Below are 20,030 nucleotides of genomic sequence, written 5' to 3'. Positions count from 1 at the left end.
GCCTCGGGCAAGCCAGAGTCGCCATCCCTGAGCCCGCTCGCTGGACACTATTCATCCCGGTACGGCCTGACCCAGAACAGGTTTTTAAATGAAGGCGGGATGCGGGGCGATGTTGGGCTCGACGCCCATCAAGGCACGGCCATACATCTCGAATCCAACGTTTGGCACGTTAGCGGCATGACGCGCCGCAACGTTGATGTCACGCCAGTAGCGCTCCAGGGCCGACGACTCCGAGAAGGCCGACGAGCCGGAAACGTACATCAACTTTTCCACGGCCTTGACCAGCAGGTCAGTAGCGAAAACCGTCTGGCCCTTATGCTTGGTCTGCTCCAGGTAATGCAGGGGACGACGATCCAGCGCCGCCTTGTCGATCACCTGATTGGCATCGTCCATCAACAGGCGCGCAGTGCCGATCATGGTGGCCGCTTCGCCGATTTCCTTTTGCACCACGTGCGAATCGGTCTGGCGCTGGTAAGTGGTGTAGACAATGCCCCGCTTGTTGGTCGCGCCTACCACCAGTTCCAGCGCCGCTTCGGCCATGCCGATCAACACACCGATCATCACTGAGCGCAAATGAGGCAATAGCGTGAAGTAATCGCTCGGCTCACCCACGTGCGTTTTATCCGGGTCATGGCCGCCTGGGCCTGGAGGCACAATACGGTGGTGGGGAATGAACACGTCCTTCAGCACCACGGTGTTGGAGCCAGTGGCCTTGAGGCCCGAGACATGCCAGGTATCGACGATGGTGCATTGATCCATCGGAACATAGAACTGACCGCCGGGGATCATTTGCCCTTCTGGCGTGCGGGTGCCCATGGCGAACATCCCCCAGCTGGAGTGAAAGCAACCGGAACTGTATGGCAGCGCGCCGTTGACGATCACCCCACCTTCTACTGGCTGGAAGCTGGCCGGCGGGTTAACGGCGCTGCACATGCGCGGCACGCCCTGGGCGAACACCTCTTCCTGAATCCCGTCCGAAGCCAGGCTCGCCACCCAATTCGCCGAGTTGCTGATGCAGTAAATCCAGGCGGTCGAGGGACAGCCCTTGGCCAACTCCACGGCGATTTGCGCCATGCCATCGGCAGACAGGCACAAGCCGCCCCAGCGCTTGGGCACCGCCACTTTGAACAGCTCGGCTTGATCCAATGCCTCGATCACTTCCTCGCTGACACGGCGTTTTTTGTCGTGTAATGGTGCCATTTCCAGCAGTAAGGGCTTGAGCGCCCGCGCCCGTTCCAGCAGTTCCGGCAGGCGATCATCACCGAAGGTGGTGGTCTGCATGTGTAAATCCCCTCATCTATAAATTCGGTATCACCGAGCACCACCGTTTGTAGTCACGCCCAACGGCTGCGCACTGGATAAATTCGTCGCCTCAACTTGTGAGCACAACACAGCCGACCAGAGCTAAAGATTCAAGCCGCCATCGACAATCAAGATTTGCCCTGTGATGTAAGCGGCCCGTTCGGAGGCGAGAAACGCCACCGCCTACCTGCGGTTGTCTGCGCGAGCGGAGCGCCTGTGCTGAACCATGGCCGACAAAAATTCGACCCCAGGACTCCATCTTCAAAAACTTGGGTAGCGGAGTCTCCTACCAAAAAAGATAGGTAGCTGTTGCGCGCCGCCCTATACGCAATGCCGCTTTCCTGGTTAACCGACTTTTCCACTTCGATACGTTTGATCGCGCAGACAGCTAGCGTCCACGCGTTGGACTTGCCGGGATTTTTAGGACAGACGAACCTGGGGATGCCCGATTTCTTAGAAATCCCAGCCATAAAAAATATTCTATTTTGTGTTTTATATATTTTATATCCATGCAATAGTTTCGCAGTGACCACCGAGCAGCGCTCATAAACAAAAAAACGGAGCAACCATGACTGCACTTCCAGAGATCAGAAATCTTTATGGACTTGGCGATAAGGTCGCCCTGGTGACAGGCGGGGCGGAAGGAATGGGCAGGGAAACCTGCCTGTTTCTTGCAGCCGCTGGCGCACTGGTCGCAGTAGCAGACATCAATCTGCCGTGGGCCGAAGAGACCGCAGCTGCTATCGCAGAGGGCGGTGGAAAGGCTTACGCCTACCGTGTCGATCTTGCTCAAGAGCAGTCTGTGATCGACCTGATTCAGTCCGTACGTCGAGATCACGGCCAACTGGACATACTGGTTAACGTCGCCGGGTTGCAGGATCGGGAGTTCCTGGAAGAAACCTCGGTGGCACTATGGGATAAGTTGCACCATGTCAATCTGCGTGGTCCCTTCCTGACCATTCGCGAGGCCGCCAAGGTGATGCGCACTGACGGCAATGGTGGCCGCATCGTCAACGTGTCGTCGATGGGATCGATTCATCCGATTTTCGAGGGGTTGGTCGCTTACAACGCCTCCAAGTCCGGCATGAATGGCCTTACCCGCAATGCAGCTTATGAACTGGCGCAACACGGCATCACCGTCAATGCGGTTCTCCCGGGCAATACCACCACAGCCGGCCAGGCACGCGCGCCCGGCCCCGCAATCGATATCAGCAAAATCAAGAATCTGACGCCGCCACTGGGGCGAACCGGCAAGCCTTCCGACATTGCCAGCGCAATTCTATTTCTGGTTTCTCCGGCTTCCGAGTGGATCACTGGCCAGACGCTGGTTGTCGATGGCGGGCATCTCAACAGCTGAAGACGAGCAATGGCAAAAGCGGATGAGGGTCGGCGCCATTAAAAGGCAATTCGTGAATTGCGCCGCGCCCCATCCATTACACCTCGCAAATCAACGAGTATGGAATGACCATGGTAACGACTTTCAAACCTGCGGTGTTTCGCACGAAATACGGCCCGTGGGCCGTTATCACCGGAGCTTCCGACGGAACCGGTGCCGCCTTTGCTCGTCAGCTCGCCAGTTTGGGACTGAATCTGGTGTTGATCGCTCGCCGACCCGATCCACTGGCTGATCTGGCCGCAGAGCTAGAGCAGGCTCACGACATCGAGACGCGTACTGCCACCATTGATCTTTACCAGCCCGACGCCGGCCAGCGGGTACTCGAGGCCGCAGCGGGGCTGGAAGTGGGGTTATTCATTTCCAACGCTGGTGCCGATACCAACGGTTTGCCGTTTCTCGATGCGCCCCTCGATGCCTGGCGTAAGTTGATTACCCGCAACGTGTTAGTGGTAACCGAGACCGTCTATGGCTTCGCTGGCCCGATGCGCGAGCGCCGGCGCGGCGGCATCCTGCTGATGTCGTCCGGTACCGCGCTCGGCGGCGCGCCTGGTGTAGCGGTGTACAGCGGAACCAAGGCGTTCGATCTGAATCTGGCTGAATCGCTGTGGGTCGAACTGGGTGATTTCGGCATCGACGTGCTGAGCAGCGTGAGCCCGGCGATGAACACGCCATCGTTGCAACACGTTCTAGCCAAACACAACCTCTCGGTTCCCGGTTTGTTCGAGGCAGAGGATGTGGTGCAAACGCTGCTGGCAAGACTGCCGGACGGACCGACGCATGTGTTCGCGTTCGGCCCTGATGCGCCGCAGGCCGGCCAAATCGAAAAGGCCCGCCGTGTGCGCGTCGAGATGATGCGCGAAGCGTCGAAGATGTTTTTTGGTGACCACAAGTAAACCCAAAGAGTGATGCAATGACCTACTCCATCGAACCACTGTTCACGCCCTTTTCGCTCGGTTCCAAAACGCTGCGCAGCCGCATCGTTATGTCGCCGATGACACGTTGCCACTCTCCACACGGCGTACCCGGCCAGGATGTGGCGGATTACTATCGCCGCCGCGCCGAGGCAGGGGTCGGCCTGATCGTGACCGAGGGTACGGGTATCGACCACCCCTCTGCACTCGGCCACGGGCCGATGGGTGAGGAAAACGTACCAGTGATGTATGGCGAGGCTGCGCTCGCCGGCTGGAAGACGGTGGTGGATGAGGTGCATGGGGCCGGCGGTCTGATTATTCCTCAACTCTGGCACATGGGCGTGATGCGCCTGAACGACACCGGCCCGCACCCCAAGGCACCCTCCTCCCGCCCATCTGGCTTGTGGGGATCGCCAGACAAGGCAATGCTACCTCCGACATACCTGGAAAAGCAGTTGCCACGGACTGCGCCGATGAGCGAGTCCGAGATCGCCGACGTTATCGCAGCCTACGCGCGTAGCGCCGCCAACGCCAAGGCCGCGGGCTTCGACGGCATCGCCATTCATGGCGCCCACGGCTATCTGATAGACACCTTCTTTTGGTCCCAAACCAACCAACGAGACGATCGCTGGGGAGGCGATCTGGTCAGTCGAACCCGCTTCGCCACCGAAGTGATCAATGCGATCCGCCAAGCCATCGGCCCTGAACTGCCCATCGTGCTGCGCTGGTCGCAATGGAAACAGCACGACTACGACGCGCAACTGGCGCGCACACCACAAGAACTGGAAATGTTCCTGCGCCCATTGGTGGACGCCGGGGTCGATCTGTTTGACACCTCGACGCGCATCTATTCCAGGGCGGCGTTCGCCGGCTCGCAGATGACATTGGCGGGCTGGACCCGCAAGCTCAGCGGCAAGCCGTCGATGGCGGTGGGTGGGGTTGGACTGTCTAAAGACCTGCAAAGCTCCTTCGCCGAGGATACTGTGGCGATGAACAATCTCGATGAGGTTCTGGAGCATTTCCATCGTGGCGAATTCGACCTGATGGGGGTCGGACGATCGCTGCTGATCGATCCGCAATGGGCACTGAAGGCTCGCGCGAACGAGGCCTTCAAGCCCTTTGGAATGGAGCATTATGGCAACCTCTACTGATTCGGCTGGACTGGCGATTGCCACCCTGCAACAGCCCGCAACCTTGCGCGAGGGGGTGGTCAATCGGCTACGTGCCGCGATCGTTTCCGGCGAGCTCAAGCCCGGAACTCTGTTGAAGGATGTAGAGCTGGCGGCGCAGCTCGGCCTCAGCGCGACACCGGTACGTGAAGCGCTGGTGCAGTTGGCGGGGGAAGGCCTGATAGAGATCGAGCCGAACCGTCTCAAGCGGGTGACGCCGATCGATCTCAATGCAATGGTCGAGCTGTTTGAAGTGCAGAGCCGATTATGGGCACTGGGCTATGCCTGGGGCGCACCGCGCATCGGATCGGCAGAGCTGGGACAGCTGCGTTGCGCCTGCGCTGATCACGCCATCGCCCTCGAGCGCGGCGACAGTTCCGCCATCCTGCCAGCCGCACACGCCTTTCATCGCGTGCTGATGGAGGCGTCCGGCAACCGCGAGCTGGTAAGGGTCGCGGTCGATCGGCTGCCGCTGATCCAGCGCTTCGTGCAGCTATGCGCACCCGAGCTTATGTCGGCCGAAGGCCTGGCGCAGCATCGCGAAATACTGACGGTACTGGAACGAGGCGACGCGCTGGCGGCCATTGCTCTGTACGAGGAGACCAGCGGGGTGCTGGTGGCAGTCGCCAAGGCACTACGCGAAAAAACCCACAACGAGGAGACGAAATAGTGACGCAAACCATTGACGCGCTGAGCCTGGAAGACGAACGCAACATCGCAGCTATAATCGTGCGCTACGGCACCGCCATCGACACCCGCGATTGGACGTTATTCCGCAGCTGTTTTACTGCCGATTTTCGTGGCGACTACAAAGCATTCGGCAGCTGGAACAGCTGCGAGGAAATCACTGAGGCCATGCAGCAAATGCACGAGTCGGTAGGGCCGACGCTGCACCGCATGAGCAATATTGTGGTTACCGCCATTGCTGGTGCCGCTACCGCGCGCACCTACGTGGACGCCATCCTTAGTCCGAAGCAAGCGGAGGGTTCGTTTCACCAGGGCATCGGTTACTACGACGACGAGTTGGTGAAGATCCAAGGGGACTGGAAGATCCGGTGTCGACGCTTTACCTCGGTGCGGGTTTCCTGAACAGACCACAACCGTACGTCTGCGTAGGTGTGATCGTCTGATGACGACTAAGGCCAAGGGTTGCGTGTTGACTGCCATTACACAACCCAACCGTACCCGTCAACGGGTTGAGCGATGCGCGGAGTTACGGAGTTATTTTGGCACGATCAACTATTTTTGAAGGGGGACACCCTCTCGACATTATGAGTATCACGTCTCACGGGTTTTCCAACCGTGGGCCAGAGTTTCCGGCCTCTGCACCCACGCTTGGATCACTCGTCTGCAGCTTGACTACATGGCCAGTACACTGCGCGCACCGTTCACTGCGAGTCGCGCGCGCTCAAGTGCACTGACTCCCCGCTCACGGTGCGATTGCAGCGGAACTTCGACATCGACAACCATTCCGGACGGAATATAAGCTCTGAGATCGCGCAGTGGAAACTCACCTCCCCCCGGAATCTGACGTTCAAAAAGCGTTTCACCTAGATAATCGCCAGGGCTCTTCAGGTGCATTGGACCATCACTAAGTTGCACCGACTTGATGAGCCGCGGATCGAGCCCCGCTACGTCGCCAACCGTTCCGCCACTGCGGAATAGATGCAGCGTATCCAATGCAATCCCGCCATTTGACCTGCCGGCACCGGCAATAATCGCCCGTGCTGCGCCAATCGTGTCGGGACCGGCGAGCGTGGTGAATTCAATGGCCGCCGAAATATCAAACTCAGCTGCGATATCGCAAAACCGCGCAAAGTTGTCGATGGCGCGCTGCGGGTCAGTATCCTTGACATGAGTGGTCGCACACCGAGCACCCAATCGAGCGCCGATCTCAAGCCCCTTCCGATAGATGTCCAGATTGACCTCTGGATAGACATCGAAGTATTCCAGGCTATTGGCCGAGACGCCGGTATCGGCGCAACGCAGTGCTACTTCCGCCAGCGTTTTCTCATCCCATACGCAAGGGAACAGCTGCTGCGCCTCCGGAGCAACATGGGTAAAGAAACACACATGCTGGCAACCGACCTGAGCGGCGATGGACACCAGTTCAGCCGGTCCGACATCCATCACCGTTACGTGATGCAGGGACAGCAAATGACTCATGGCATCCACTCCCCACCGTTGGTATCAAGCATGGCCCCTGTCATCGACGCCGAATAGTCCGACGCAAGCATCAATGCGGCCAACGATACTTCATCGTCGGTCATCACACGCTTCAGTGCGGTCCCTTGGGCGACGTGCTTGTATACGTCTTCCAGCGACCCCATTTCCGGGTGAGATTTGATGGAATCAATCACCGGCTGATTCCACATCCAGCTCGGGAAGATCGAATTGACTCGGATATTGTCCGGCCCGACCACTCTTGCCAACGCCTGCGAAGCGTTCATCAGTGCAGCCTTGGATGCCGCATAACCGTGAACGGTGCCCGGGCCGCCCGCTCTTGCCGCATTGGTATTGACCATGACGATCGAGCCACCACCCTGCTTGCGCATTTGCGGTACTACCGAGCGTGACATTTTGAGGAAACCGATGCAGTTGACCTCAAACTGCGGAACCCAGTCGCTGAAGTCGGTAGTCAGCACGTTGTCATCCCAGGATTTCTGTTTGTCACCGGAGTAGCGGCCGCTGTTGATCAGAGCATCAATGCGCCCACCTACCGCCAGAACCGCTGCGACAAACGCCTGGCCATCGGCTTCCGAGGTCAAATCTGCCTTGACCTTGACGACCTTGCAGTTGGGCGCCACATCCAGGATTTGCCCTTCCACATCATCGAGCACAGCCGGTGTGCGGCAGGAGATACCCACTACCTTGGCACCATGGCGCGCGGCATTGATCGCAATCTTCGAGCCCAGGCCAGCGCCGATACCCGAAACCATCACCACTTTGTCATTCAAAATCATTTCAGTCTCCAAACTGTTGGTCAAATGTCAGCTCTGTCTGCGTCAATGGCTTGGTGCGACACTCACGATACGGTGGCAGCCGCAGCCAATTCGATCTTGCCAAGTGCTTGGAAGCCGATGTTGGTCGATACGTTGGCGTGCCGTGTGATCACGCCGATGTCACGCCAGGCAGTCTCCACGTCGGTGCCGGCGCTCAATGCGCTGTTGCCCATCACGGTGACGAGCTTGTCGATCGCCTCGCGCACCATCTCGTTGATCAGGCTTTGCTCGGCGCGCAGCAGCGCTTGCCGGTCGAGCGGCATAGCCTCGCGGCGCAGTGCAAACTCATCCAGCTCGCCCACCCCGCGCATCAGGATCAGGCGGGCGCTGTGCACCAGCGCAACAGAGCGGCCGTACTGGTGCTGCACGATGTCTGAGTCGCCCATGCGGATTTGTGCGTTCTCGGGCTCGAACACAGTGAAGGGCAGGCAACGCTTGCCGGTCAGGCTCTTATGGATCGATTCCAGTGCACCCTCGGCGGCACCGATGGAGGCTTGGGCGTTCTGAGTGACAAGTGCATTGCGGAAATCCCAGAAGTCAGACGGGTCAGAGCCCTGCTGATCGGCCTTGCCCATGTTCTTGCCGTTCGGTAGCAGATGATGCTCGGGGATGAGCACGTCTTTTGCCTCCAGCGAGATGGAGCCCGTGCCGCGCATTCCCGTGGGGTACCAGTCGTCGACACGCGTGAGGTTCTCCATGCGGGTGATGACCATACCGCCGGGTTCGCGGCTGCCGTCTTCATTTAGTAGCCAGACGCCGCCGCCGCCAAAATTGGAGTGCCAGGCGCCGGTGCAGTAAGGCCAGCGTCCGTTCAGCAGATAGCCGCCATCGACCTTCTTGATGGTGCCGTTGAGCGCCACGGAGCCGGCTTGGCGAGACATGTTGGGGCCCGCGAAGAACTCGTCATGGAGCTTCTTCGGGAACATGGTGGCGCTCCAACTGCCCGTGCCTTGCAGCGCGTAGAGCCAACCGGCCGAGCCGGATGCCTTGGCGATTTCAAGAACGCAGCGGGCGAATGTCGTGAACGAGGTGCCGTAGCCGCCATCACGTGTGGGGCAGATCAGATCGAGCAGGCCGGCATCGCTCAGCAGCTTGAAGTTTTCATCAGACATGCGGCGATCGGTTTCCGATTGCTTGATGTCGGCCCGGATCTTCTTGGCGATCTCGCGCGCCCGCCCGACCATCTCATCGGCGATGTTGTCGTTGAATCCGCTCAAGATGCCTTCCTTGAGTTTCAGATTGCTTGTCGTACTCATATAAGTCTCCCTCCCACGGCGCAAGGCGGCCGCAGGTCGCTGGATGAAATTAGGAAACGTGGGGCAAGGCTCAGAACATCGTCTGCTGCGGCAAACCCCAGTGCACCCGCGCGTATTGCAATGCTGGCTCGTCCCACACTTGCGAGATGCTGATACCCGCCGTGCGAATGTCTCGATAGAAGCGCTGTATCGGGCTTTTCTCGTAAACGGCGCTGGCGTCACCGCCGTCAAACAGTCGCTCAACCGCTTGTACGCAAAGCTTGGTGGTGTAGACGATGTTGCGTCTTACCCGTGCGCGCTCTTCTACAGAAACCGGCGCGCCAGCGGTATGCCACTTAGCCATGTCGCGGAAAACCCCTTCGAACACCAACTCTGCGGCGTCAACTTCTGCGGCGGCCTCTGCGAAACGGAACTGCCAACCTGGGCGTTCGATCGCCGGCTGCCCCGTATGTGAATCTTTGCGATTACGGATTTGATTGTCGAAGAGGTCCAGAACGCCGCGCGTCATGCCGAGAATGACCGACGTGTGGCTGGTTGACGTCCAGACAGCAAATGGCATGCCGTAGTGAATGGCTTCGTAGTGAGCAGTGCCGTAGTTTTCGCAGGCCCCCAGAGCTTCAGGAGAAACCATTCGATGGCTGGGAACAAAGGCGTTATCCAGGATCACCGACTTACTGCCGGTTCCCTTCATGCCCATCACGAACCAATCGTCCTTGATGTTGAAATCTTGCTTGGGAAACAGGAGCAGTCCTTTGGGGTGGATCATGATCAACCAATTGGCATGATCCACACCGCTTGAAAATTTGATCTCCCCGCTGACGCGCAAGCCTCCATCCACATCTTCAAACGTGGCGACACCGCCCGTGGACACAGTGGATATTAATGAGTCCCTGCCCTCGCCCCAGACTTCCTGTTGCGTCTTTTCAGGGAACATCCCGATGAGCATGTTGTGATTTGCCAGGAAGCAACCCACCCAGCCCGAAGCGCCGCAGCCTCTGCTCAGGGCCATGCTGACTTTGGCGATAACATCCTGGCCATATCCATAGCCGCCAAATCGAATCGGTTTACCAATAAGATGGAATCCCGCTCTGACAAAATCGGCGACGGTTTCTTCGGAGACTTTTCGCGCTGCGTCGATTTCGGCACCTCGTTCCCGCAGTACGGGAACCATCGCAACAGCACGCTCGAGCAATTCGTCGACACTGGGTCGAACGCTCAGAATGTTATTTTCAAGCGCGTTCTCAACGCGCGGATTTGTCATGGACATGAAATGGGTATCCTTTGCTCGTTGGTCAATGAACGGTAGAAGATCAGTTCAAACTGTCTCCGAACCTTTGTTTTTTCAGTGTCGTACTCTTCGTATTCCTGATGGTCGTAATGACTTCAATGGCCGGCTGCTGCGCCATCAACCCTTACCTCTTCCCATGGGTGCGGCAACCCGCCGTCGGTATCCACGATGAAGCGACGGAGCATGTGTTTGAACGCAAGCGCTTCACCCTCGCTCATGCGCTCAAGCAGGTCAGTCTCGATCGCCCTGGATGCAGCGTCGACCCGCAGGAAACACGCACGACCGGCATCCGTCACCGACAACCTCCCGTCGATATCTTTAAGCAGCCCGCGGCGGAACAATGCGGCTAATCTGGTCTGAACCTCGGTCGGTCCCGACCACCGCATCTCGGCACATAGCTGCGCTTGGCTGCAGTCGCGACTCTGCAGCCGCGCCAGCGCCATGAAGCCATCGTCATCCAGGGACTCCTCGCGCATCTGTACGGCAATCTCTTCACGGAAATGCGTATTGGCGCGCCACAACAGGTACCCGAGAAGGTCGTTGCCATCGGCGGTACTCGAATCGTGCGATACCTGCCCAGCCTTGCTGGACAATGCTGCTGGAGCAGTCATGCGAGCCGCCAGGGCATACTTACCGCCATGGAACACAAGCGGCGGTTTCTCGTTGCTCGCATAGGCCACCACTTCACCCACGAAGATGAGGTGGTCGCCGCCCTCATACTTGAATGTGGTCTTGCACTGGAAGCTGCTCGTGCAACCTCTTAGCAGCGGGACATCACCCGCACCGGTATCAGTTTCAAGACTGAGGAATTTGTCCTCACCCGTCTTGGCGAAGCGATTCGAAAGGGCATCCTGATCGGCCGCGAGCACGTGAACGGCCCAATGACTCGCGGTATCGAAAGCTTCGAAGCTGCGGGCACTCTTGGATAGACTCCACAACACCAACGGCGGGGACAGGGACACAGAATTGAAACTGCTGGCAGTCACGCCCACAGGCTCGCCATCCGCTCCGCGCGCAGTGATGATCGTTACGCCAGTGGCAAAACTACCCAACGCATTACGAAACTCTCGTGTCTCAAATGGACTTTGTTCGGTCATGCTGCTTTTCTCCTGGTGTCGCGCACGCAGTGGCCCTACTCGCGTTCGAGCCGATATCGCATTGCACGAGGTGGTACAGGTATTGGAGACACACGGCTTACCAGACCAGCGGCACGCTCTCTGGCTGGATCATCAGGCCGATATTGGTTCGTATTTTGAAGTTATCCTTGATCCGAAAGGTCGGAACCGCCGCCAGGAACTCTTCCAGGGCTATCACCAACTCGCGGCGTGCCAGCGGTGCACCGACACAGCGATGCGGGCCTGTCGCGAAGGCGAGTTGCCGAGGATTACGATCGAGCCGCACTTCATTCGGACTTTCGAAGGCCTCGGGATCTCGATTGGCAAGCGTCGTCGACATGGCCACCTTGTCACCTGGCATTAACTGCACCCCAGCGATCTCGATGGGCTTTACACAGGTGCGAAACGTCGTGACAGCCGAATACGCGCGGAGCAACTCCTCGATGGCTGCGGGAATCAGCGACGGATCCTTTCGGAGCATTTCTTGATGGTCCGGGTGTTCGGCGAGGTGCCGAAAGAACAGCGCCATGTGCGTCGACACCGTGTCGAGCCCGCCGATATAGAGGTTGAAGCAAAAGCCGAATAATTCGTCTTCTGTCAGCTTGCGGCCCTGGATTTCGGCCGTTGTGCAGTACGAGATGAAGTCCGTGCCAGGATTGAGGCGACGCTCCTCGATGACCCCCTGCAAAAACGCTTTGACCGAAAGCACGCCCTCGGCGATTTCTTCCATTCCACGCGTTGAATGCAGCAGTTTCATCTCCCACGCGAGGAGATCGTCAATGCGGTCGAGAGGAAGATCCATCAACTCAAGAAACACCGCAATGGGGAAGCGAAAGGCGAAATCAGCATTGATCTCGCATTCGCCTCGGTCTTTGAATGCGGCAATGTAGCCACGCGCAGTCTCTCGCACGTGGTCGTCGATTTCCTGCAGTTTCTTTGGAAGGAATAGCGGGTTGAGTAGCATGCGATAGGCCGTATGTTCCGGCGGATCGCTCTCCGTCGGCAACATGCTCCACGAATCCCCGACGACCATCGCGAAGGGTGAGTAGCCTTTGCTGGTGAAGTGTTCCGAGTCCTGGTAGATCGCCACCAGATCCTTGGCTCGCCGAAACACCCAGGCAGGGCTGAAACCGGGATACAGCATCGGCGCATAAAACGCAGCAGGGCCTTCATGAACGTTCGGCACCAGCGTCTCGAATGGGTTTTCGTCGCAGGTGGCGCCAAGGCGGAATGGGTAATCACACACCAGCTCGACTGGGACGTGAGAGGGGATCTGAACTTGCTGCATGTGTTGAGCCTCTTGATCGCGGTGACAGGAGTAAAACTGCCGATTGACGAACAGTCAACAGCATAGTTGACGAACAGTCAATACCAAAACCACAACCTATTGACTGTCCGTCACATTGAGGGCGATCGAACTATTGACTATTCGTCACTAGGCCACTTAGCATCGCCCAAATGCGCACCGCGCCCCTGCGGAAGCAAAGAGGAGAGATCATGCTAGAACCCATCATTCGCAGAGTTGTCACTGGACAAAATCAAGTGGGCCGGTCGGTCATCGTCTCCGACGGCCCTGCAATGGCGCTGCCATGGGACGGCTGGCCAGGACAAGGTGTTACCTATATCTGGGGTAACACCGAGACCCCCGCGGACAATACGGATATGCGCCCGCCAGAGGAGCGCGGCGAGATAGCCATCCTGCCGCCCGGCAGCGGGGCCGCCTTTATCATCATGCACATTCCCCCCATCTCCGAACTGGAAGCGATGACGCCGGAGCAACGCGAGCGTGTCACGATTCCGGTCGCCAGGACCTTCCCCAACGCGATGGAACTCGACACGAGCAAAGGTTACGGGATGCACGGAACCGACACCCAGGATTGGTTGATCCTGCTGTCCGGTGAACTGACACTGATGGTCGATGAGGGCGAGGTCACGCTCAAACCTTTTGATACGGTCATTCAAGGTGGAACGAACCACGGGTGGGTCAACCGCGGCAAGGTGCCCGCTGTACTTCTCTCGGCAGTCATCGGCGCCGAGGCGCTGAGCCGTCACGCCTACGCCACCACCCGGAGGGATCTGGCATGAGTTCCGAACTGCGTATGGGTTACTCGCGCCTTGGGGACTCAGGCCTGGTGGTGTCACGCTACTGCTGGGGTGCCGCCAACCTTGGCACACCGCTTCCCTGGGCCGCCGTGTCGCCACACTTCGACGAAAGCACTGCACGTGAAGCCGCTGCCATTGCCATCGACCATGGCGTTAATTTTTTCGATACGGCCGATATCTACAGTGAAGGTGAAGCGGAGCAGATTCTCGGTCGTGTTCTGAAGCCACATAGACAGGATATCGTGCTGTCAACCAAAGTCGGTATGCGGACCGGTCAGGCACTGACCCGCTCAGGGTTGTCGCGGCGCCATATTCTTTCCAGCATCGATGGCAGCCTCAAACGACTGGGCACCGACTGGGTCGATGTTTATATAGCGCATCGCGTCGACCCGCATACACCACTCGAAGAAACGCTGGAGGCACTGGACCAGACAGTGCGTAGCGGTAAGGTGCGCTACCTTGGTTACTCCAACTGGCCGGACTGGATGGTGGCCAAAGCGGTAGAGATACAACGCCAGAATGGCTGGGCGCGCTTCGTCACGGGCCAGACCTATTACTCTTTGGTTGGTCGCGACGTTGAATATGGCACTATTCCGTTGTACCAGGATGCAGGCATCGGCATGATGGTGTGGAGCCCGCTGGCCGGTGGCTTCCTGTCCGGCAAGTACACCCGGGAGAATCCAGGTGGGAATGAAGGCCGTCTGTCGAAGATGTCGTTCACGCCTATCGATCTCGACAAGGGTTATGCCATTGTCGAGGTCCTCAGGGACATAGCCGAACGACATCGCGTCTCGCCAGCCAACATTGCCATGGCCTGGCTTGCTGGTCGCCCCGGCGTGTCGACGGTACTGCTTGGCATCAGTCGTCTGGACATGATGGCAGAGAACCTCAAGGCCGCCACGGTCGTGCTCAGTGCACAGGAGCTCCAGACACTCGACGAGGTGTCGAAGATCCCAGCGCCCTATCCCGACTGGTTCAATGCGGCCCTTGCCGATGTGCCTATGCGCGATGCCCTCATAGCATATTGACCGTATCGATTGGGCCCGGCTCTGCCTTGACAGCGTCGCGCGGGCCCGACGAAAATTCCGCGTTTGATACATTGATTTAGGAGTCACGATTGCGCACTGCCAACAGCAAGAACAAGTTAGGCCAGGAGATCGGTGCGCGAGGCGCTCTGACGCGTCAAGGACTTCTTCAAGCGACAAGCCAATTGCTGGATCAGCAATCTCCCCTGGAGTTGTCGGTCCATGCTATCGCACGCGAAGCGGGCTCTTCACCAGCAACGTTTTATGTCTACTTCACCGATGTGAAGGACGCGATCTTCGCATTGGTTGAAACGCTCAACGAAGACTTCACCGCCAGCGTACTTCCGTTGCTCCAAGGGCCCTGGCCGCGCAAGCAAGTGAAGACGCGGGTCCAGGCATTCGTAGAGGCGAATTACGCATTCTGGGACCGGCACCGAAGGCTGCTGGTCGTCCGTAATTTGGAGGCTGACCTCGGTGACCGCCGTTTTTTCAGCCTGCGCATCGACATGAACATGCCAGCCCTTAATGCACTGGCGGAACGTATCCTGGAGCAGCGTGGTACCGCCGAAAACCTGTCCATGAAAGAAGCGTTCGCCCAGGCAGTCGTCAGTTGCGCGGCAATGGAGGAATTGTTCTCGCACGCGCCGGAAAACTACCGAGAGGACCACCCTATTGCCGTCACCGACATTATCCAAGCCGAAATCGACACCATCTGCCGTGCCCTTGGGTTGTCCACTCGTCGCAACAAGGCTTGTGCGTGAACCAACGTCAGTGTGAGCTGCAGAGGCCAGCTCCAACCGGCAGGAGCGTGCAGGCTGGTTAGCTACGGCAAACGCACTCCTTTCAATTCAACCAGCTCGCCGGTGATGCGCCACAGGCGTTCGGCATCCTGTTGATTACGGATGATAGGCACCGGCTGATAGACCTTGGGATTACGTAGCGAGGCGCCATTGGCGCTGGTGGCATTTTGTTTGGTGAGAAAGCACACCGCATTGCTCGCGGACACTTCGGGCTTTGCACCGAAGCGCCCCATCATGCGCATGAACCACGGCATCTTCGGATCGGCCATGGATTTGGTGTTGGTGCTGCCGACACAGGAAACAGCGATGCTCACCGGTATATGGGCCCACAACCGCGCCGCCTGCTGAATGTGCAATGCGCCCAGTACGTGAGTGCCAAGCAGGGACTTCATGAACCCCCATTTTCGTTGGTGAAATTGCAGGTCATCGAGGTCGACCTTGATGAAGGGCGGCACGTCACCGCCAATGTGCACGATGCGGCCGTCGCCAGAGGCCGCTAGCCGGTCGACCAGCAGCCGGTTCAAAGTCGCGCGAGCCAGGTACTGCAAGGCAAACGAAAACTCGAAGCCATCGACCGTATCGCGTCGCTCGTTCGACGCAGTCATTGCCGTGTGCATGACCCCATGCAAACTTGGCCGCCAGTCCCGCACGGCATCGGCCACAGCAGCGATGCCGGCCACGGTGGAAAGGTCACCGCTGAGAAACTGCGCTGAAGCCGCGCCGGCTTCGAGCACCTCTTTTACGGCTGCTTCGCCGGCATCATGACCGCGGCCGACGATCAACACATTAGCCCCGCGCTCGCCCAGTGCCAGCGCTGCAGCCTTGCCCATCCCTGCCGAACCGCCGAAGAAGACAAAGTTTGCCCCCTTGAGCTGACGTTCGAGCGGCTTATTTGCGTTCATTGCAGGATCCACTTTTGGATGACGTGAGTGTTGTCAAAATGCGCAAAGGAACGGCTTGGGGGCACCTATCGAATTAGATAGGGGCCCACCACGGCCTTAGCAGCTGCCGTCAGGCTGTGTCCGTGCGCAAAGCGGGCGCAGGACTATGAAATTGATGGAGGTCCTATGGACCTCGACGCAGCCTGGCGGCAGCTGCTACAGAGTTTGTGTTGGTCAGAGCGAAGGAATCATCCCCAGCCTCTCCAGGCTGATCAACATCAACTCCACCGCCTCCTCCTGACTCAATTGCGTGGTATCGATCCGCAATTCCGGTTTGACGGGCGCTTCATAGGGTGAATCGATCCCGGTGAAGTTCTTCAGCTCGCCACGCCTGGCCTTCTTGTACAGACCCTTCGGATCGCGCTCTTCAGCAACGGCCAGCGGTGTATCGACGAACACCTCGATGAATTCGCCGTCCTGCAACAAGCTGCGCGCCAGCTGGCGTTCGGCACGGAACGGCGAAATGAACGCAGTCAACACGATCAACCCGGCATCGACAAACAACCTGGACACCTCGGCGATCCGACGGATGTTCTCCACTCGATCGGCATCGGTAAATCCGAGGTCGCGGTTCAACCCGTGCCGCACATTGTCGCCGTCAAGCAGGTAGGTATGCCTGCCACGCGCGTAGAGGCGTTTTTCCAGAAGATTGGCGATTGCCGACTTGCCCGCCCCGGACAATCCGGTAAACCAAAGCACCGCTGGCTTCTGCCCGAGTTGCTCCGCACGTGCGCCCTTGCTCACATCCACATGCTGCACATGGATGTTCTGCGCCCGGCGCAGTGAGAACTCCAGCAAACCGGCGCCCACCGTGGCGTTGCTAAGGCGGTCGATCAGAATGAAGCTGCCGGTTTCGCGGTTATCCTTGTATGGGTCAAAGCAGATCGGTTCGTCAGTGGACAGGTTGCACACGCCAATTTCGTTGAGCTCAAGCTGACGACAGGCCAGGTGTTCCAGAGTGTTGACGTTGACCTTGTACTTGGGGATTGCCAGGCTGGCGTTCACCGTCTTGCAACCGATCTTCAAGAGATAGGAGCGCCCGGCTAGCATCGGCTGCTGGTCCATCCACACGATGGTGGCCTGAAACTGGTCGGCAACGCTGATCGGGTCTTCAGCCACCGAGATCACATCGCCGCGACTGACATCGATTTCATCGGTCAAGGTCAACGTGATCGACTGCCCCGCTACGGCCTGTTCCAGATCACCGTCGAGGGTAACGATTCGCGCCACTCGGCTTTCCCGGCCGGAGGGCTGCACACGTATGCGGTCTCCCGGGCTGATCACGCCACTGGCAATGGTGCCGGTAAAGCCACGGAAATCCAGGTTCGGCCGATTGACCCATTGCACCGGCATGCGAAATGACAATTTGCGCTGGCGCTCTTCGTCGATCTCAACGGTTTCCAGGTAACCCATCAGCGTACTGCCGCGGTACCAGGGCATCAGTTCACTTTGCTCCAGGATGTTTTCGCCGCGCAGAGCTGACATGGGGATCGCCTTTACATCCTCGATTCCGATTTGCGCCGCGAACCCTCGATACTCTTCGACGATGTCATTGAAGATTTTTTCCGAGTACTCCATCAGGTCCATCTTGTTCACTGCCAACACGATTTTGCGGATCCCGACCTGGGCCACCAGGTAGCTGTGCCGACGGCTCTGAGTCAGTACGCCGCGACGCGCATCGATCATCACCACGGCGACGTCAGCGGTAGAAGCACCGGTGATCATATTGCGAGTGTACTGCTCATGGCCGGGGGTATCAGCCACGATGAACTTGCGCCGCTCGGTGGAAAAAAAGCGGTAGGCGACATCGATGGTAATGCCCTGCTCGCGCTCTGCCGCCAAGCCATCGACCAACAGGGCGAAGTCCAGTTCGCCGCCCTGGGTGCCGACCTTTTTCGAATCGATCTCAAGCGCCTTCAGTTGGTCGTCGAACACCATCTTCGACTCGTACAACAGCCGTCCGATCAACGTGCTCTTGCCATCGTCGACACTGCCACAGGTGATAAACCGCAACAGGCTCTTGCGTTCATGGACGTGCAGGTACTCTTCGATATTTTCTGCGATCAAGCTGGAGATGTGCGCCATCAGAAATACCCCTCTTGTTTCTTCTTCTCCATGGAAGCGGAGGCATCATGATCGATGACCCGCCCCTGGCGTTCGGAGGTGCGGGTCAGGAGCATTTCCTGAATGATCGCCGGCAGCGTGTCAGCCTCTGACTCCACGGCACCGGTCAGCGGGTAGCAACCCAGGGTGCGGAAGCGAACCTTGCGCAGCATTGGCACTTCACCCGGGCGCAGTGGCATACGGTCGTCGTCGACCATGATCAGCGTGCCGTCACGTTCCACCACGGGCCTGGGGGCAGAAAAATACAGCGGCACAATGGGGATATTCTCCAGGTGGATGTATTGCCAGATATCCAGTTCAGTCCAGTTCGACAGTGGGAAAACCCGGATCGATTCGCCCTTGTGCTTGCGCACGTTGTACAGGTGCCAGAGCTCGGGCCGCTGGCTTTTGGGGTCCCAGCGATGCTGCACCGAACGGAATGAGAAAATCCTCTCCTTGGCCCTGGATTTCTCCTCGTCGCGCCGCGCACCACCAAACACCACGTCGAAGCCATGATGGTCCAGGGCCTGTTTCAGGCCCTGGGTCTTCATCACATCGGTATGGATTTGCGAACCGTGGGTAAAAGGGTTGATGCCCATGTCCAGACCGTCCTGGTTGACATGCACCAGCAAATCCACGCCCAGCTGGCGAATGATCTGGTCGCGAAACTGATACATCTCCCGAAACTTCCAGGTGGTATCTACGTGCAGCAGTGGAAATGGCGGCTTGGCCGGGTAAAAAGCTTTCATGGCCAGGTGCAGCATCACTGCACTGTCCTTGCCGATGGAGTAAAGCATCGCCGGGTTATCCGCTTCAGCGATCACTTCGCGCATCGCATGAATGCTCTCGGCCTCCAGTCGCTGGAGGTGAGTAAGTGCCATGGGCTTGTCCTCTCGTTGTTGTGGTTTTTTTCCACCATAGAGAGGCGCCTTCTGCGTCGTATCGGCTGCTTGAAGTTTTAACATCTGGTGCAGCATCTTCAGTATCGGATCGGCGCTTGCCGGCAGCGGCGGCGCAAGGAAATGGCCCGCCGGGCGCATGGGCAGCGGGGTAACCACCGGGCGCATTTGCATGGCCAGGGACCGCGCCGCCGAGGCCATTCCCTGTTGATCGGGTAAGTGATAAGCCTGGATCTGACTGGGCCTTTCATTCAACCAGGCACCGAAAGTGGCTGCTCGCTGCCAGTGCATGCCTTCGAACAGCACGATGACCTTCGTGCCGGCTTCAAGAAGCAGACGGCTGAAAAAATCGATCAGGTGCGGTGCGCGCAACGCGCCTTCATACGCCGACCAGCGCAGGTGGCCGCGATTGCTTACGCAACGAACCAAACCAATACGCGACTCACTGCCCGGCAAGCGCAGACTGACGTCATCGACCCAGTGAATCTCGCCGCCCTGCTCCCTGGCTCGCCCACGTACTTCAGGATAAACCGTCGCATACCATCGCTGAACCGAATGCCCTGCCTGAGCGATACGCAAGGCAGGCTTGGGTGCGTTCAAACCCCAACGCAGCAAGTAGTTATTGGCCGTTCTCGCTGGCAAACGCAGCTTGAAACGCTGCAACATCAACGCTTGCAAGGCTTCCATTTGCCACAACAGAAACGGCAGGTCGAGATCATC

General features: G+C 58.4%; 19 protein-coding genes. 8 read left to right on the top strand and 11 right to left on the bottom strand.

Annotated elements, in window-relative coordinates; translation table 11 throughout:
• Positions 1 to 84 precede the first annotated feature (84 nt).
• Both ACYZT5_RS03365 and ACYZT5_RS03360 read right to left on the bottom strand, forming a co-directional pair.
• Positions 85 to 1,281 carry an acyl-CoA dehydrogenase family protein gene (locus tag ACYZT5_RS03365; protein ID WP_462049775.1) on the bottom strand — a complete coding sequence of 399 codons (1,197 nt, stop codon included), beginning with the start codon at positions 1,279 to 1,281 and terminating at the stop codon, positions 85 to 87.
• 123 nt (positions 1,282 to 1,404) lie between these two features.
• A complete protein-coding gene (locus tag ACYZT5_RS03360; RefSeq protein WP_462052180.1) occupies positions 1,405 to 1,482 on the bottom strand; it encodes an SDR family oxidoreductase in 78 nt (25 codons plus the stop codon).
• Positions 1,483 to 1,870: 388 nt separating this feature from the next.
• Here ACYZT5_RS03360 and ACYZT5_RS03355 point away from each other — a divergent pair, with 388 nt between their 5' ends.
• The 5 genes from ACYZT5_RS03355 (at position 1,871) to ACYZT5_RS03335 (ending at position 5,867) form a co-directional block, all read left to right on the top strand.
• Positions 1,871 to 2,659 (top strand): SDR family NAD(P)-dependent oxidoreductase, encoded by a 789-nt coding sequence (locus tag ACYZT5_RS03355; RefSeq protein ID WP_462049774.1) that lies wholly within the window; start codon positions 1,871 to 1,873, stop codon positions 2,657 to 2,659.
• A gap of 104 nt (positions 2,660 to 2,763) precedes the next feature.
• Positions 2,764 to 3,591, top strand: coding sequence for an SDR family NAD(P)-dependent oxidoreductase (locus ACYZT5_RS03350; protein ID WP_462049773.1), 828 nt, complete (start codon positions 2,764 to 2,766; stop codon positions 3,589 to 3,591).
• A 17-nt stretch (positions 3,592 to 3,608) separates the two neighbouring features.
• The gene (locus ACYZT5_RS03345; RefSeq protein ID WP_462049772.1) at positions 3,609 to 4,760 is read left to right on the top strand and encodes an NADH:flavin oxidoreductase; all 1,152 of its coding nucleotides are present in this window, start codon (positions 3,609 to 3,611) and stop codon (positions 4,758 to 4,760) included.
• Positions 4,744 to 5,448 (top strand): GntR family transcriptional regulator, encoded by a 705-nt coding sequence (locus ACYZT5_RS03340; RefSeq protein WP_462049771.1) that lies wholly within the window; start codon positions 4,744 to 4,746, stop codon positions 5,446 to 5,448. Before ACYZT5_RS03345 ends, ACYZT5_RS03340 begins: the two co-directional genes overlap by 17 nt.
• Positions 5,448 to 5,867 carry a nuclear transport factor 2 family protein gene (locus ACYZT5_RS03335; RefSeq protein WP_462049770.1) on the top strand — a complete coding sequence of 140 codons (420 nt, stop codon included), beginning with the start codon at positions 5,448 to 5,450 and terminating at the stop codon, positions 5,865 to 5,867. Before ACYZT5_RS03340 ends, ACYZT5_RS03335 begins: the two co-directional genes overlap by 1 nt.
• Before the next feature lie 270 nt (positions 5,868 to 6,137).
• Here ACYZT5_RS03335 and ACYZT5_RS03330 read toward each other — a convergent pair whose 3' ends face one another.
• The 6 genes from ACYZT5_RS03330 to ACYZT5_RS03305 form a co-directional block, all read right to left on the bottom strand.
• Positions 6,138 to 6,944 carry a sugar phosphate isomerase/epimerase family protein gene (locus tag ACYZT5_RS03330; protein WP_462049769.1) on the bottom strand — a complete coding sequence of 269 codons (807 nt, stop codon included), beginning with the start codon at positions 6,942 to 6,944 and terminating at the stop codon, positions 6,138 to 6,140.
• A complete protein-coding gene (locus tag ACYZT5_RS03325) occupies positions 6,941 to 7,741 on the bottom strand; it encodes an SDR family oxidoreductase (protein ID WP_462049768.1) in 801 nt (266 codons plus the stop codon). Before ACYZT5_RS03325 ends, ACYZT5_RS03330 begins: the two co-directional genes overlap by 4 nt.
• A gap of 62 nt (positions 7,742 to 7,803) precedes the next feature.
• On the bottom strand, positions 7,804 to 9,036 hold the full coding sequence (locus ACYZT5_RS03320) for an acyl-CoA dehydrogenase family protein (RefSeq protein ID WP_462049767.1): 1,233 nt from the start codon (positions 9,034 to 9,036) through the stop codon (positions 7,804 to 7,806).
• 70 nt (positions 9,037 to 9,106) lie between these two features.
• Complete coding sequence (locus tag ACYZT5_RS03315; protein WP_462049766.1) at positions 9,107 to 10,303, bottom strand: acyl-CoA dehydrogenase family protein; 1,197 nt, start codon at positions 10,301 to 10,303, stop codon at positions 9,107 to 9,109.
• Positions 10,304 to 10,419: 116 nt separating this feature from the next.
• The gene (locus ACYZT5_RS03310; RefSeq protein ID WP_462049765.1) at positions 10,420 to 11,421 is read right to left on the bottom strand and encodes a flavin reductase; all 1,002 of its coding nucleotides are present in this window, start codon (positions 11,419 to 11,421) and stop codon (positions 10,420 to 10,422) included.
• Between the two features lie 97 nt (positions 11,422 to 11,518).
• Complete coding sequence (locus tag ACYZT5_RS03305; protein WP_462049764.1) at positions 11,519 to 12,727, bottom strand: cytochrome P450; 1,209 nt, start codon at positions 12,725 to 12,727, stop codon at positions 11,519 to 11,521.
• Between the two features lie 209 nt (positions 12,728 to 12,936).
• Here ACYZT5_RS03305 and ACYZT5_RS03300 point away from each other — a divergent pair, with 209 nt between their 5' ends.
• The 3 genes from ACYZT5_RS03300 (at position 12,937) to ACYZT5_RS03290 (ending at position 15,328) form a co-directional block, all read left to right on the top strand.
• Complete coding sequence (locus ACYZT5_RS03300; protein ID WP_462049763.1) at positions 12,937 to 13,524, top strand: cupin domain-containing protein; 588 nt, start codon at positions 12,937 to 12,939, stop codon at positions 13,522 to 13,524.
• Entirely contained in the window at positions 13,521 to 14,570 is a 1,050-nt protein-coding gene (locus tag ACYZT5_RS03295; RefSeq protein WP_462049762.1) for an aldo/keto reductase, read from the top strand. Before ACYZT5_RS03300 ends, ACYZT5_RS03295 begins: the two co-directional genes overlap by 4 nt.
• Positions 14,571 to 14,659: 89 nt before the next feature.
• Positions 14,660 to 15,328, top strand: coding sequence for a TetR/AcrR family transcriptional regulator (locus ACYZT5_RS03290; RefSeq protein ID WP_462049761.1), 669 nt, complete (start codon positions 14,660 to 14,662; stop codon positions 15,326 to 15,328).
• 62 nt (positions 15,329 to 15,390) lie between these two features.
• Here ACYZT5_RS03290 and ACYZT5_RS03285 read toward each other — a convergent pair whose 3' ends face one another.
• From ACYZT5_RS03285 to cysD, 3 genes are all read right to left on the bottom strand, one after another.
• A complete protein-coding gene (locus ACYZT5_RS03285) occupies positions 15,391 to 16,269 on the bottom strand; it encodes an SDR family NAD(P)-dependent oxidoreductase (RefSeq protein WP_462049760.1) in 879 nt (292 codons plus the stop codon).
• Between the two features lie 213 nt (positions 16,270 to 16,482).
• Positions 16,483 to 18,393: a sulfate adenylyltransferase subunit CysN gene (gene cysN / locus ACYZT5_RS03280; protein WP_462049759.1), complete on the bottom strand. Its 1,911-nt coding sequence runs from the start codon at positions 18,391 to 18,393 to the stop codon at positions 16,483 to 16,485.
• Positions 18,393 to 19,292: a sulfate adenylyltransferase subunit CysD gene (gene cysD, locus ACYZT5_RS03275; RefSeq protein WP_462052179.1), complete on the bottom strand. Its 900-nt coding sequence runs from the start codon at positions 19,290 to 19,292 to the stop codon at positions 18,393 to 18,395. The genes cysN and cysD overlap by 1 nt, the downstream gene beginning before the upstream one ends.
• Positions 19,293 to 20,030: the final 738 nt, after the last annotated feature.

The sequence above is a fragment of the Pseudomonas sp. LB3P14 genome, from assembly GCF_054898045.1.
This window is presented reverse-complemented; position numbering and strand designations above follow the sequence as displayed.